Origin of the sequence: Escherichia sp. XD33 (assembly GCF_019375075.1) — a bacterium.
Classification (GTDB): domain Bacteria; phylum Pseudomonadota; class Gammaproteobacteria; order Enterobacterales; family Enterobacteriaceae; genus Enterobacter; species Enterobacter flexneri_A.
Map to the genome: position 1 here is coordinate 19,010 of NZ_JAENDM010000045.1, position 13,740 is coordinate 32,749.

Genomic DNA, 13,740 nt, shown 5'->3' on the forward strand with positions numbered 1-13,740 from the left:
CAGGAGAGCATTATGTCTTTTAGCGAATTTTATCAGCGTTCGATTAACGAACCGGAGCAGTTCTGGGCCGAGCAGGCCCGGCGTATTGACTGGCAGACGCCCTTTACGCAAACGCTCGATCACAGCAATCCGCCGTTTGCCCGTTGGTTTTGTGAAGGCCGAACCAACTTGTGTCACAACGCTATCGACCGCTGGCTGGAGAAACAGCCAGAGGCGCTGGCGCTGATTGCCGTCTCTTCGGAAACAGAAGAAGAGCGCACCTTTACCTTTCGTCAGCTGCATGACGAAGTGAACGCGGTGGCCTCAATGTTGCGTTCATTGGGCGTGCAGCGTGGCGATCGGGTGCTGGTGTATATGCCGATGATTGCCGAAGCGCATATTACTCTGCTGGCCTGCGCGCGCATTGGCGCTATTCACTCGGTGGTGTTTGGGGGATTTGCTTCGCACAGCGTGGCGGCGCGAATTGATGATGCTAAACCGGTGCTGATTGTCTCGGCTGATGCCGGAGCGCGCGGTGGCAAAATCATTCCCTATAAAAAATTGCTCGACGATGCGATAAGTCAGGCGCAGCACCAGCCACGCCATGTTTTGCTGGTGGATCGCGGGCTGGCGAAAATGGCGCGCGTCAGCGGGCGGGATGTCGATTTCGCGTCGTTGCGCCATCAACACATCGGCGCGCGGGTACCGGTGGCGTGGCTGGAATCCAACGAAACCTCCTGCATTCTCTACACCTCCGGCACGACCGGCAAACCTAAAGGCGTGCAGCGTGACGTTGGCGGATATGCGGTGGCGCTGGCGACCTCGATGGACACCATTTTTGGCGGCAAAGCGGGCGGTGTGTTCTTTTGTGCTTCGGATATCGGCTGGGTGGTGGGGCATTCGTATATCGTCTACGCGCCGCTGCTGGCGGGGATGGCGACTATCGTTTACGAAGGATTACCGACCTGGCCGGACTGCGGCGTGTGGTGGAAAATCGTCGAGAAATATCAGGTTAGCCGGATGTTCTCAGCGCCGACCGCCATTCGCGTGCTGAAAAAATTCCCTACCGCTGAAATTCGTAAACACGATCTCTCGTCGCTGGAAGTGCTCTATCTGGCTGGAGAACCGCTGGACGAGCCGACCGCCAGTTGGGTGAGCAATACGCTGGATGTGCCGGTCATCGACAACTACTGGCAGACCGAATCCGGCTGGCCGATTATGGCGATTGCTCGCGGTCTGGACGACAGGCCGACGCGTCTGGGAAGCCCCGGCGTGCCGATGTATGGCTATAACGTGCAGTTGCTTAATGAAGTCACCGGCGAACCGTGTGGCGTCAACGAGAAAGGGATGCTGGTGGTGGAAGGGCCGCTGCCGCCGGGGTGTATTCAGACCATCTGGGGCGACGACGGCCGCTTTGTGAAGACTTACTGGTCGCTGTTTTCCCGCCCGGTGTACGCCACCTTTGACTGGGGCATCCGTGACGCTGACGGTTATCACTTTATTCTCGGGCGCACTGACGATGTAATTAACGTTGCCGGGCATCGGCTGGGGACGCGCGAGATTGAAGAGAGTATCTCCAGCCATCCGGGCGTTGCCGAAGTGGCGGTGGTTGGGGTGAAAGATGCGCTGAAAGGGCAGGTGGCGGTGGCGTTTGTCATTCCGAAAGAGAGCGACAGTCTGGAAGATCGTGATGTGGCGCATTCGCAAGAGAAGGCGATTATGGCGCTGGTGGACAGCCAGATTGGCAACTTTGGCCGCCCGGCGCACGTCTGGTTTGTCTCGCAATTGCCAAAAACGCGATCCGGAAAAATGCTGCGCCGCACGATCCAGGCGATTTGCGAAGGACGCGATCCTGGAGATCTGACGACCATTGATGATCCTGCGTCGTTGGATCAGATCCGCCAGGCGATGGAAGAGTAAGGTATTGTCGGATGCGTCGCGTGGCGCATCCGACACCATGCGCCGATGCCTGATGCGACGCTTACCGCGTCTTATTATGCCTACAGGCCTGAACCGTAGGTCGGATAAGGCGTTCGCGTCGCATCCGACACCCCGCGCCGATGCCTGATGCGACGCTGGCGCGTCTTATCATGCCTACAGGTCTGAACCGTAGGTCGGATAAGGCGCTCGCGCCGCATCCGACACCATGCTCAGATGCCTGATGCGACGCTGACGCGTCTTATCAGGCCTACCCACTGTTTTTACACCGATAATTTTTCCCCCACCTTTTTGCACTCATTCATATAAAAAATATATTTCCCCACGAAAACGATTGCTTTTTATCTTCAGATGAATAGAATGCGGCGGATTTTTTGGGTTTCAAACAGCAAAAAGGGGGAATTTCGTGTCGCAAGATAACAACTTTAGCCAGGGGCCAGTCCCGCAGTCGGCGCGGAAAGGGGTATTGGCATTGACGTTCGTCATGCTGGGATTAACCTTCTTTTCCGCCAGTATGTGGACCGGCGGCACTCTCGGAACCGGTCTTAGCTATCATGATTTCTTCCTCGCAGTTCTCATCGGTAATCTTCTCCTCGGTATTTACACTTCATTTCTCGGTTACATTGGCGCAAAAACCGGCCTGACCACTCATCTTCTTGCTCGCTTCTCGTTTGGTGTTAAAGGCTCATGGCTGCCTTCACTGCTACTGGGCGGAACTCAGGTTGGCTGGTTTGGCGTCGGTGTGGCGATGTTTGCCATTCCGGTGGGTAAGGCAACCGGGCTGGATATTAATTTGCTGATTGCCGTTTCCGGTTTACTGATGACCGTCACCGTCTTTTTTGGCATTTCGGCGCTGACGGTTCTTTCGGTGATTGCGGTTCCGGCTATCGCCTGCCTGGGCGGTTATTCCGTGTGGCTGGCTGTTAACGGCATGGGCGGCCTGGACGCATTAAAAGCGGTCGTTCCCGCACAACCGTTAGATTTCAATGTCGCGCTGGCGCTGGTTGTGGGGTCATTTATCAGTGCGGGTACGCTCACCGCTGACTTTGTCCGGTTTGGTCGCAATGCCAAACTGGCGGTGCTGGTGGCGATGGTGGCCTTTTTCCTCGGCAACTCGTTGATGTTTATTTTCGGTGCAGCGGGCGCTGCGGCACTGGGCATGGCGGATATCTCTGATGTGATGATTGCTCAGGGCCTGCTGCTGCCTGCGATTGTGGTGCTGGGGCTGAATATCTGGACCACCAACGATAACGCACTCTATGCGTCGGGTTTAGGTTTCGCCAACATTACCGGGATGTCGAGCAAAACCCTTTCGGTAATCAACGGTATTATCGGTACGGTCTGCGCATTATGGCTGTATAACAATTTTGTCGGCTGGTTGACCTTCCTTTCGGCAGCTATTCCTCCAGTGGGTGGCGTGATCATCGCCGACTATCTGATGAACCGTCGCCGCTATGAGCACTTTGCGACCACGCGTATGATGAGTGTCAATTGGGTGGCGATTCTGGCGGTCGCCTTGGGGATTGCTGCAGGCCACTGGTTACCGGGAATTGTTCCGGTCAACGCGGTATTAGGTGGCGCGCTGAGCTATCTGATCCTTAACCCGATTTTGAATCGTAAAACGACAGCAGCAATGACGCATGTGGAGGCTAACAGTGTCGAATAACGCTTTACAAACAATTATTAACGCCCGGTTACCAGGCGAAGAGGGGCTGTGGCAGATTCATCTGCAGGACGGAAAAATCAGCGCCATTGATGCGCAATCCGGCGTGATGCCCATAACTGAAAACAGCCTGGATGCCGAACAAGGTTTAGTTATACCGCCGTTTGTGGAGCCACATATTCACCTGGACACCACGCAAACCGCCGGACAACCGAACTGGAATCAGTCCGGCACGCTGTTTGAAGGCATTGAACGCTGGGCCGAGCGCAAAGCGTTATTAACCCATGACGATGTGAAACAACGCGCATGGCAAACGCTGAAATGGCAGATTGCCAACGGCATTCAGCATGTGCGTACCCATGTCGATGTTTCGGATGCAACGCTAACTGCGCTGAAAGCAATGCTGGAAGTGAAGCAGGAAGTCGCGCCGTGGATTGATCTGCAAATCGTCGCCTTCCCTCAGGAAGGGATTTTGTCGTATCCCAACGGTGAAGCGTTGCTGGAAGAGGCGTTACGCTTAGGGGCAGATGTAGTGGGGGCGATTCCGCATTTTGAATTTACCCGTGAATACGGCGTGGAGTCGCTGCATAAAACCTTCGCCCTGGCGCAAAAATACGACCGTCTCATCGACGTTCACTGTGATGAGATCGATGACGAGCAGTCGCGCTTTGTCGAAACCGTTGCTGCCCTGGCGCACCATGAAGGCATGGGCGCGCGAGTCACCGCCAGCCACACCACGGCAATGCACTCCTATAACGGGGCGTATACCTCACGCCTGTTCCGCTTGCTGAAAATGTCCGGTATTAACTTTGTCGCCAACCCGCTGGTCAATATTCATCTGCAAGGACGTTTCGATACGTATCCAAAACGTCGCGGCATCACGCGCGTTAAAGAGATGCTGGAGTCCGGCATTAACGTCTGCTTTGGTCACGATGATGTCTTCGATCCGTGGTATCCGCTGGGAACGGCGAATATGCTGCAAGTGCTGCATATGGGGCTGCATGTTTGCCAGTTGATGGGCTACGGGCAGATTAACGATGGCCTGAATTTAATCACCCACCACAGCGCAAGGACGTTGAATTTGCAGGATTACGGCATTGCCGCCGGAAACAGCGCCAACCTGATTATCCTGCCGGCTGAAAATGGGTTTGATGCGCTGCGCCGTCAGGTTCCGGTACGTTATTCGGTACGTGGCGGCAAGGTGATTGCCAGCACACAACCGGCACAAACCACCGTATATCTGGAGCAGCCAGAAGCCATCGATTACAAACGTTGAACGACTGGGTTACAGCGAGCTTAGTTTATGCCGGATGCGGCGTGAACGCCTTATCCGGCCTACGTAGAGCACTGAACTCGTAGGCCTGATAAGCGTAGCGCATCAGGCAATTCCAGCCGCTGATCTGTGTCAGCGGCTACCGTGATTCATTCCCGCCAACAACCGCGCATTCCTCCAACGCCATGTGCAAAAATGCCTTCGCAGCGGCTGTCTGCCAGCTGTAGTTTATGCCGGATGCGGCGTGAACGCCTTATCCGGCCTACGTAGAGCACTGAACTCGTAGGCCTGATAAGCGTAGCGCATCAGGCAATTCCAGCCGCAGACCTGTGTCAGCGGCTACCGTGATTCATTTCCGCCAACAACCGCGCATTTATCCAACGCCATGTGCAAAAATGCCTTCGCGGCGGCTGTCTGCCAGCTATTTTTCCGCCGCAACAAAACCGCCGTTCTCTCCAGTAGTGGCGGGGCAAGAGAAATAGCTTTAAGCCCGTCATGTTGTGTGGCAATCGCTGCTGGTAACAATGTGGAAAGGGAAGTGCGGCGAATCAGCTCCAGAACCGCGCTAATTGAGTTCGCCTCAATGACCACCTGTGGATGTAGCCCCGCTTTCTCGCAGTAGTGGTCAATTTGCTCTCTGGTGGCAAATTCCGCGCTGAGCAGGACCAGTTTTTCATCATGCAAGCGACTCAACGCCACCTGTTCATGGACGGCCAGCGGATGATGTTGCGCCACGACTAACGCTAAACTTTCTGTCAGTAAAGGAATTGCCTCCAGCTCCGGCGAATGCACAGGCGCGAAGGCAATCCCAACGTCCAACTCGTCGCGGCAAAGCATATCCTCGATTTTCTCCTGCGACATTTCCTGTAGCTGGAGCGTGATGCTGGGATAGCGCGCATAGAAATCCGCCATTAAGGGGCCGATAAAGTAGCTCGTAAAGGTGGGGGTGACGGCGATACGCAGCGATCCTCGCGTCAGATCGGCAACATCATGAATCGCCCGTTTACCCGCCCCCAGTTCCTGTAACGCCCGGCTGGCGTACTGTCGCCAGACTTCTCCTGCATCAGTGAGACGAATCGTTCGCCCGCTACGGTCAAACAGCGGCACGCCTAAACTCTCCTCTAACTGGCGAATCTGCTGGGAAAGCGCAGGTTGGGAGACGTGCAACGCACTGGCGGCACGGGTGAAGCTGCCATGTTCAGCCACGGCAAGAAAATAATTGATATGTCGAGAGAGCATTCGCAACCTATAAGTAAATCCAATGGAACTCATCATAAATGAGACTTTTACCTTATGACAATCGGCGAGTAGTCTGCCTCTCATTCCAGAGACAGACAGAGGTTAACGGTGAAAGAGATTATTGATGGATTCCTTAAATTCCAGCGCGAGGCATTTCCGAAGCGGGAAGCCTTGTTTAAACAGCTGGCGACACAGCAAAGCCCGCGCACACTTTTTATCTCCTGCTCCGACAGCCGTCTGGTCCCTGAGCTGGTGACGCAACGTGAGCCTGGCGATCTGTTCGTTATTCGCAACGCGGGCAATATCGTCCCTTCCTACGGGCCGGAACCCGGTGGCGTTTCTGCTTCGGTGGAGTATGCCGTCGCTGCGCTTCGGGTATCTGACATTGTGATTTGTGGTCATTCCAACTGTGGCGCGATGACCGCCATTGCCAGCTGTCAGTGCATGGACCATATGCCTGCCGTCTCCCACTGGCTGCGTTATGCCGATTCAGCCCGCGTAGTTAATGAGGCGCGCCCGCATTCCGATTTACCGTCAAAAGCTGCGGCGATGGTACGTGAAAACGTCATTGCTCAGTTGGCTAATTTGCAAACTCATCCATCGGTGCGCCTGGCGCTCGAAGAGGGGCGGATCGCCCTGCACGGCTGGGTCTACGACATTGAAAGCGGCAGCATCGCAGCTTTTGACGGCGCAACCCGCCAGTTTGTGCCACTGGCCGCTAATCCTCGCGTTTGTGCCATACCGCTACGCCAACCGACCGCAGCGTAACCTTATTTTTAAACCATCAGGAGTTCCACCATGATTCAGTCACAAATTAACCGCAATATTCGTCTTGATCTTGCCGATGCCATTTTGCTCAGCAAAGCTAAAAAAGATCTCTCATTTGCCGAGATTGCCGACGGCACCGGTCTGGCAGAAGCCTTTGTAACCGCGGCTTTGCTGGGTCAGCAGGCGCTTCCTGCCGACGCCGCCCGCCTGGTCGGGGCGAAGCTGGATCTCGACGAAGACTCCATTCTACTGTTGCAGATGATTCCACTGCGTGGCTGCATTGATGACCGTATTCCAACTGACCCAACGATGTATCGTTTCTATGAAATGTTGCAGGTGTACGGTACAACCCTGAAAGCGTTGGTTCATGAGAAATTTGGCGATGGCATTATTAGCGCGATTAACTTCAAACTCGACGTTAAGAAAGTGGCGGACCCGGAAGGTGGCGAACGTGCGGTCATCACCTTAGATGGTAAATATCTGCCGACCAAACCGTTCTGACAGCCATGCGCAACCATCAAAAGACGTTCACGATGCTGCTGGTACTGGTGCTGATTGGTCTTAATATGCGACCACTGCTCACCTCCGTCGGGCCACTGCTACCGCAATTGCGCCAGGCGAGCGGAATGAGCTTTAGCGTGGCTGCCCTGTTGACCGCTCTGCCGGTGGTTACCATGGGCGGGCTGGCGCTGGCCGGAAGCTGGCTTCATCAGCATGTCAGCGAACGTCGCAGTGTCGCCATCAGTCTGTTGCTGATTGCCGTCGGTGCATTGATGCGTGAGCTTTACCCGCAAAGTGCGCTGCTGCTTAGCAGCGCACTGCTTGGTGGGGTGGGGATCGGCATCATTCAGGCGGTGATGCCTTCGGTGATTAAACGGCGGTTTCAGCAGCGCACGCCACTGGTGATGGGGCTGTGGTCCGCGGCTCTGATGGGCGGCGGTGGGCTTGGTGCCGCCATAACGCCCTGGTTAGTTCAACATAGCGAAACCTGGTATCAAACACTCGCCTGGTGGGCGCTGCCTGCCGTTGTTGCGCTCTTTGCCTGGTGGTGGCAAAGCGCCCGCGAGGTCGCCTCTTCCCACAAGACAACAACCACTCCGGTTCGCGTGGTATTCACTCCCCGCGCGTGGACGCTGGGTGTTTACTTCGGTCTGATTAACGGCGGTTACGCCAGCCTGATTGCCTGGTTACCCGCTTTCTATATTGAGATTGGTGCCAGCGCGCAGTACAGCGGTTCCTTACTGGCATTGATGACGCTTGGGCAAGCCGCAGGAGCTTTGCTGATGCCTGCTATGGCTCGCCATCAGGATCGGCGCAAACTGTTAATGCTGGCGCTGGTGTTACAACTGGTGGGGTTCTGCGGCTTTATCTGGCTGCCGATGCAATTGCCGGTATTGTGGGCGATGGTGTGTGGGTTAGGTCTGGGCGGCGCGTTTCCGCTCTGTTTGCTGCTGGCGCTCGATCACTCTGTGCAACCGGCTATTGCTGGCAAGCTGGTGGCGTTTATGCAGGGAATCGGTTTTATCATCGCCGGGCTTGCCCCGTGGTTTTCTGGCGTGCTGCGTAGTATCAGCGGCAATTACCTGATGGACTGGGCATTTCATGCGCTGTGCGTCGTTGGGCTGATGATCATAACCCTGCGTTTTGCACCAGTACGTTTTCCGCAGCTGTGGGTCAAAGAGGCATGATGCGACGCTTGTTCCTGCGCTTTGTTCATGCCGGATGCGGCTAATGTAGATCGCTGAACTTGTAGGCCTGATAAGCGCAGCGTATCAGGCAATTTTTATAATTTAAACTGACGATTCAACTTTATAATCTTTGAAATAATAGTGCTTATCCCGGTCGTTTATTTCGCGAATAACCCGACAAGGAACGCCAGCCGCCACGACGTTTGGTGGAATGTCTTTTGTGACGATACTACCCGCGCCAATAACAGAATTATCCCCGATGGTGACGCCTGGATTAATAACCACATGACTTCCGATCCAGACGTTATTGCCAATCGTTATCGGAAAAGAGTACATCTCGCCGTTTTTTCTCAATTCATGGTGTACAGGGTGTCCCGTAACGGAAAGAGTAACGTTGGGTGCAATCAGTACGTTATCACCGATTGTTACCGTGTAGTCATCGACAATGGTTAAATTGAAATTTGCATAAAAATTGCGGCCTATATGGATGTTGGAACCGTAAGAGAAATAGACAGGCGGTTCTACCCAGGCGTTTTCCCCTACCGTGGCAAACATTTCTTTAATCAGGCTTTCTCTTTTTTCAACTTCTGATGGATGCGAGTGATTAAACTCATACATTAACGTTTTCCCACGAAGTCTTTTTTCCGGTAAGCCTTCGCACATATCGGTAAATAGCTTGCCTGCTCTTATTCTTTCGGTCATTGGCATGTTCAATGCGATCACTCCGTTATGATATGTTGGTCGGATAAGGCGCTCGCGCCGCATCCGACATTGATTGCTTAAGCGACTTCATTCACCTGACGACGCAGTAGAGAAAGCGGGCCGGGGCCGCTAAGCGTGAACACGGAAATTAAGGTGAAGCCCAGCGCCACCAGACCCAGCACCAGATAAGCGCCCTGGAAACCGATGCTTTCATACATATTACCCGCCAGTACAGACATAAAAATCATCGCCAGTTGCTTAAAGAAGCAGAAACAGACCAGATAAATCGTCGCTGAAAAACGCACTTCAAACTGGCTGGTAATATATTTAAAGCAGCCCACCAGCAGGAACGGTACTTCAAACATATGCAGCGTTTTCAGAATAACCACTTCCAGCGCTGAGGTGGCGAACGATGAGCCAATAATACGTACAGACATAATAGTGCCAGCCAGCAGCAGGGCGTTTTTCCCACCGATGCGATTAATGATCAGTGGCGCAAAGAACATAATCGAGGCGTTAAGTAATTCGCCCATTGTCGTTACGTAGCCAAATACCCGCGTACCCTGTTCACCGGTGGCAAAGAAAGAAGTAAAGAAATTAGCAAACTGTTGGTCAAAAACATCGTAGGTGCAGGAAACGCCAATAACATACAGTGACAAAAACCACAGTTTTGGCTGTCTGAACAGTTCCAGCGCCAGTTTAAGGCTAAATGCCGAATGGTTGGCACCTACCGCATTGGCAACCGTGGCGGAAGAGGGCGCATCCGTTTTGGCGAAAAAGAGTAAAATGGCGAGGATGAGTGCACAGCCAGAACCCAGCCAGAAAACGAACTGATTATTGATGGTGAACATGATGCCGACAATCGAGGCACACAGCGCCCAGCCAACACAGCCAAACATCCGCGCGCGACCAAATTCGAAATTACTGCGACGGCTGACTTTCTCGATAAATGCCTCTACTGCGGGCGCACCGGCGTTAAAACAAAAGCCTAGATAAATACCACCAACAATCGATCCTACTAAAATGTTGTATTGTAACAGTGGCCCGAAGATAAAAATAAAGAACGGCGCAAACATCACTAACATGCCGGTAATAATCCACAGCAGGTATTTGCGCAGCCCGAGTTTGTCAGAAAGCAGACCAAACAGCGGTTGGAATAATAGCGAGAACAGAGAAATAGCAGCAAAAATAATACCCGTATCACTTTTGCTGATATGGTTGATGTCATGTAGCCAAATCGGGAAAAACGGGAAGTAGGCTCCCATGATAAAAAAGTAAAAGAAAAAGAATAAACCGAACATCCAAAAGTTTGTGTTTTTTAAATAGTACATAATGGATTTCCTTACGCGAAATACGGGCAGACATGGCCTGCCCGGTTATTATTATTTTTGACACCAGACCAACTGGTAATGGTAGCGACCGGCGCTCAGCTGGAATTCCGCCGATACTGACGGGCTCCAGGAGTCGTCGCCACCAATCCCCATATGGAAACCGTCGATATTCAGCCATGTGCCTTCTTCCGCGTGCAGCAGATGGCGATGGCTGGTTTCCATCAGTTGTTGTTGGCTGTAGCGGCTGATGTTGAACTGGAAGTCGCCGCGCCACTGGTGTGAGCCATAATTCAATTCGCGCGTCCCGCAGCGCAGACCGTTTTCGCTCGGGAAGACGTACGGGGTATACATGTCTGACAATGGCACATCCCAGCGGTCAAAACAGGCCGCAGTAAGGCGGTCGGGATAGTTTTCTTGCGGCCCTAATCCGAGCCAGTTTACCCGCTCTGCTACCTGCGCCAGCTGGCAGGTCAGGCCAATCCGCGCCGGATGCGGTGTATCGCTCGCTACTTCAACATCAACGGTAATCGCCATTTGACCACTACCATCAATCCGGTAGGTTTTCCGGCTGATAAATAAGGTTTTTCCCTGATGCTGCCACGCGTGAGCGGTCGTAATCAGCACCGCGTCGGCAAGTGTATCTGCCGTGCACTGCAACAACGCTGCTTCGGCCTGGTAATGGCCCGCCGCCTTCCAGCGTTCGACCCAGGCGTTAGGGTCAATGCGGGTCGCTTCACTTACGCCAATGTCGTTATCCAGCGGTGCACGGGTGAACTGATCGCGCAGCGGCGTCAGCAGTTGTTTTTTATCGCCAATCCACATCTGTGAAAGAAAGCCTGACTGGCGGTTAAATTGCCAACGCTTATTACCCAGCTCGATGCAAAAATCCATTTCGCTGGTGGTCAGATGCGGGATGGCGTGGGACGCGGCGGGGAGCGTCACACTGAGGTTTTCCGCCAGACGCCACTGCTGCCAGGCGCTGATGTGCCCGGCTTCTGACCATGCGGTCGCGTTCGGTTGCACTACGCGTACTGTGAGCCAGAGTTGCCCGGCGCTCTCCGGCTGCGGTAGTTCAGGCAGTTCAATCAACTGTTTACCTTGTGGAGCGACATCCAGAGGCACTTCACCGCTTGCCAGCGGCTTACCATCCAGCGCCACCATCCAGTGCAGGAGCTCGTTATCGCTATGACGGAACAGGTATTCGCTGGTCACTTCGATGGTTTGCCCGGATAAACGGAACTGGAAAAACTGCTGCTGGTGTTTTGCTTCCGTCAGCGCTGGATGCGGCGTGCGGTCGGCAAAGACCAGACCGTTCATACAGAACTGGCGATCGTTCGGCGTATCGCCAAAATCACCGCCGTAAGCCGACCACGGGTTGCCGTTTTCATCATATTTAATCAGCGACTGATCCACCCAGTCCCAGACGAAGCCGCCCTGTAAACGGGGATACTGACGAAACGCCTGCCAGTATTTAGCGAAACCGCCAAGACTGTTACCCATCGCGTGGGCGTATTCGCAAAGGATCAGCGGGCGCGTCTCTCCAGGTAGCGAAAGCCATTTTTTGATGGACCATTTCGGCACAGCCGGGAAGGGCTGGTCTTCATCCACGCGCGCGTACATCGGGCAAATAATATCGGTGGCCGTGGTGTCGGCTCCGCCGCCTTCATACTGCACCGGGCGGGAAGGATCGACAGATTTGATCCAGCGATACAGCGCGTCGTGATTAGCGCCGTGGCCTGATTCATTCCCCAGCGACCAGATGATCACACTCGGGTGATTACGATCGCGCTGCACCATTCGCGTTACGCGTTCGCTCATCGCCGGTAGCCAGCGCGGATCATCGGTCAGACGATTCATTGGCACCATGCCGTGGGTTTCAATATTGGCTTCATCCACCACATACAGGCCGTAGCGGTCGCACAGCGTGTACCACAGCGGATGGTTCGGATAATGCGAACAGCGCACGGCGTTAAAGTTGTTCTGCTTCATCAGCAGGATATCCTGCACCATCGTCTGCTCATCCATGACCTGACCATGCAGAGGATGATGCTCGTGACGGTTAACGCCTCGAATCAGCAACGGCTTGCCGTTCAGCAGCAGCAGACCATTTTCAATCCGCACCTCGCGGAAACCGACATCGCAGGCTTCTGCTTCAATCAGCGTGCCGTCGGCGGTGTGCAGTTCAACCACCGCACGATAGAGATTCGGGATTTCGGCGCTCCACAGTTTCGGGTTTTCGACGTTCAGACGTAGTGTGACGCGATCGGCATAACCACCACGCTCATCGATAATTTCACCGCCGAAAGGCGCGGTGCCGCTGGCGACCTGCGTTTCACCCTGCCATAAAGAAACTGTTACCCGTAGGTAGTCACGCAACTCGCCGCACATCTGAACTTCAGCCTCCAGTACAGCGCGGCTGAAATCATCATTAAAGCGAGTGGCAACATGGAAATCGCTGATTTGTGTAGTCGGTTTATGCAGCAACGAGACGTCACGGAAAATGCCGCTCATCCGCCACATATCCTGATCTTCCAGATAACTGCCGTCACTCCAGCGCAGCACCATCACCGCGAGGCGGTTTTCTCCGGCGCGTAAAAATGCGCTCAGGTCAAATTCAGACGGCAAACGACTGTCCTGGCCGTAACCGACCCAGCGCCCGTTGCACCACAGATGAAACGCCGAGTTAACGCCATCAAAAATAATTCGCGTCTGGCCTTCCTGTAGCCAGCTTTCATCAATATTAAATGTGAGCGAGTAACAACCCGTCGGATTCTCCGTGGGAACAAACGGCGGATTGACCGTAATGGGATAGGTCACGTTGGTGTAGATGGGCGCATCGTAACCGTGCATCTGCCAGTTTGAGGGGACGACGACAGTATCGGCCTCAGGAAGATCGCACTCCAGCCAGCTTTCCGGCACCGCTTCTGGTGCCGGAAACCAGGCAAAGCGCCATTCGCCATTCAGGCTGCGCAACTGTTGGGAAGGGCGATCGGTGCGGGCCTCTTCGCTATTACGCCAGCTGGCGAAAGGGGGATGTGCTGCAAGGCGATTAAGTTGGGTAACGCCAGGGTTTTCCCAGTCACGACGTTGTAAAACGACGGCCAGTGAATCCGTAATCATGGTCATAGCTGTTTCCTGTGTGAAATTGTTATCCGCTCA

10 protein-coding genes and 3 pseudogenes are annotated in these 13,740 nt (G+C 54.1%); 8 read left to right on the forward strand and 5 right to left on the reverse strand.

Annotated features, from left to right (window positions below):
- Positions 1-12: 12 nt before the first annotated feature.
- The 4 genes and pseudogenes from prpE to K0778_RS28630 all read left to right on the forward strand — a co-directional run.
- On the forward strand, positions 13-1,899 hold the full coding sequence (gene prpE, locus K0778_RS19850) for a propionate--CoA ligase (protein ID WP_000010276.1): 1,887 nt from the start codon (positions 13-15) through the stop codon (positions 1,897-1,899).
- Positions 1,900-2,323: 424 nt separating this feature from the next.
- Positions 2,324-3,583 carry a cytosine permease gene (gene codB / locus K0778_RS19855; protein WP_000076233.1) on the forward strand — a complete coding sequence of 420 codons (1,260 nt, stop codon included), beginning with the start codon at positions 2,324-2,326 and terminating at the stop codon, positions 3,581-3,583.
- The gene (gene codA / locus K0778_RS19860) at positions 3,573-4,856 is read left to right on the forward strand and encodes a cytosine/isoguanine deaminase (RefSeq protein ID WP_001301240.1); all 1,284 of its coding nucleotides are present in this window, start codon (positions 3,573-3,575) and stop codon (positions 4,854-4,856) included. Before codB ends, codA begins: the two co-directional genes overlap by 11 nt.
- Positions 4,857-4,870: 14 nt before the next feature.
- A pseudogene (locus tag K0778_RS28630) lies at positions 4,871-4,969 on the forward strand (hypothetical protein); the annotation flags it as partial.
- Positions 4,970-4,992: 23 nt separating this feature from the next.
- Here K0778_RS28630 and K0778_RS28635 read toward each other — a convergent pair.
- Positions 4,993-5,076, reverse strand: a pseudogene (locus K0778_RS28635) (hypothetical protein); the annotation flags it as partial.
- Between the two features lie 9 nt (positions 5,077-5,085).
- Here K0778_RS28635 and K0778_RS28640 point away from each other — a divergent pair.
- Positions 5,086-5,165, forward strand: a pseudogene (locus K0778_RS28640) (hypothetical protein); the annotation flags it as partial.
- A gap of 27 nt (positions 5,166-5,192) precedes the next feature.
- Here the strand turns inward: K0778_RS28640 and cynR are convergent.
- Positions 5,193-6,092 (reverse strand): transcriptional regulator CynR, encoded by a 900-nt coding sequence (gene cynR, locus K0778_RS19865; RefSeq protein WP_000952503.1) that lies wholly within the window; start codon positions 6,090-6,092, stop codon positions 5,193-5,195.
- 108 nt (positions 6,093-6,200) lie between these two features.
- Between cynR and cynT the strand changes: the two genes are divergently transcribed.
- From cynT to cynX, 3 genes are read left to right on the forward strand one after another with little or no spacing between them, the layout of a single operon-like run.
- A complete protein-coding gene (gene cynT / locus K0778_RS19870; RefSeq protein WP_000658652.1) occupies positions 6,201-6,860 on the forward strand; it encodes a carbonic anhydrase CynT in 660 nt (219 codons plus the stop codon).
- Positions 6,861-6,890: 30 nt separating this feature from the next.
- On the forward strand, positions 6,891-7,361 hold the full coding sequence (cynS, locus tag K0778_RS19875; RefSeq protein ID WP_000616243.1) for a cyanase: 471 nt from the start codon (positions 6,891-6,893) through the stop codon (positions 7,359-7,361).
- 5 nt (positions 7,362-7,366) lie between these two features.
- Positions 7,367-8,548, forward strand: coding sequence for a cyanate transporter CynX (gene cynX / locus K0778_RS19880; protein WP_001301263.1), 1,182 nt, complete (start codon positions 7,367-7,369; stop codon positions 8,546-8,548).
- Between the two features lie 102 nt (positions 8,549-8,650).
- Here cynX and lacA read toward each other — a convergent pair whose 3' ends face one another.
- The 3 genes from lacA to lacZ form a co-directional block, all read right to left on the reverse strand.
- Positions 8,651-9,262 carry a galactoside O-acetyltransferase gene (gene lacA / locus K0778_RS19885; protein WP_001335915.1) on the reverse strand — a complete coding sequence of 204 codons (612 nt, stop codon included), beginning with the start codon at positions 9,260-9,262 and terminating at the stop codon, positions 8,651-8,653.
- 65 nt (positions 9,263-9,327) lie between these two features.
- Positions 9,328-10,581 (reverse strand): lactose permease, encoded by a 1,254-nt coding sequence (gene lacY / locus K0778_RS19890; protein WP_000291541.1) that lies wholly within the window; start codon positions 10,579-10,581, stop codon positions 9,328-9,330.
- 51 nt (positions 10,582-10,632) lie between these two features.
- Positions 10,633-13,707, reverse strand: a complete 3,075-nt coding sequence (gene lacZ / locus K0778_RS19895) for a beta-galactosidase (RefSeq protein ID WP_063084557.1) — start codon at positions 13,705-13,707, stop codon at positions 10,633-10,635.
- Between the last annotated feature and the right edge of the window lie 33 nt (positions 13,708-13,740).

Bases quoted from the DNA above. Each gene is read 5' to 3' on its own strand.
- cynX (WP_001301263.1), top strand. From the start codon at position 7,367: ATGCGCAACCATCAAAAGACGTTCACGATGCTGCTGGTACTGGTGCTG.
- lacY (WP_000291541.1), bottom strand. From the start codon at position 10,581: ATGTACTATTTAAAAAACACAAACTTTTGGATGTTCGGTTTATTCTTT.
- prpE (WP_000010276.1), top strand. From the start codon at position 13: ATGTCTTTTAGCGAATTTTATCAGCGTTCGATTAACGAACCGGAGCAG.
- lacZ (WP_063084557.1), bottom strand. From the start codon at position 13,707: ATGACCATGATTACGGATTCACTGGCCGTCGTTTTACAACGTCGTGAC.
- cynS (WP_000616243.1), top strand. From the start codon at position 6,891: ATGATTCAGTCACAAATTAACCGCAATATTCGTCTTGATCTTGCCGAT.
- cynR (WP_000952503.1), bottom strand. From the start codon at position 6,092: ATGCTCTCTCGACATATCAATTATTTTCTTGCCGTGGCTGAACATGGC.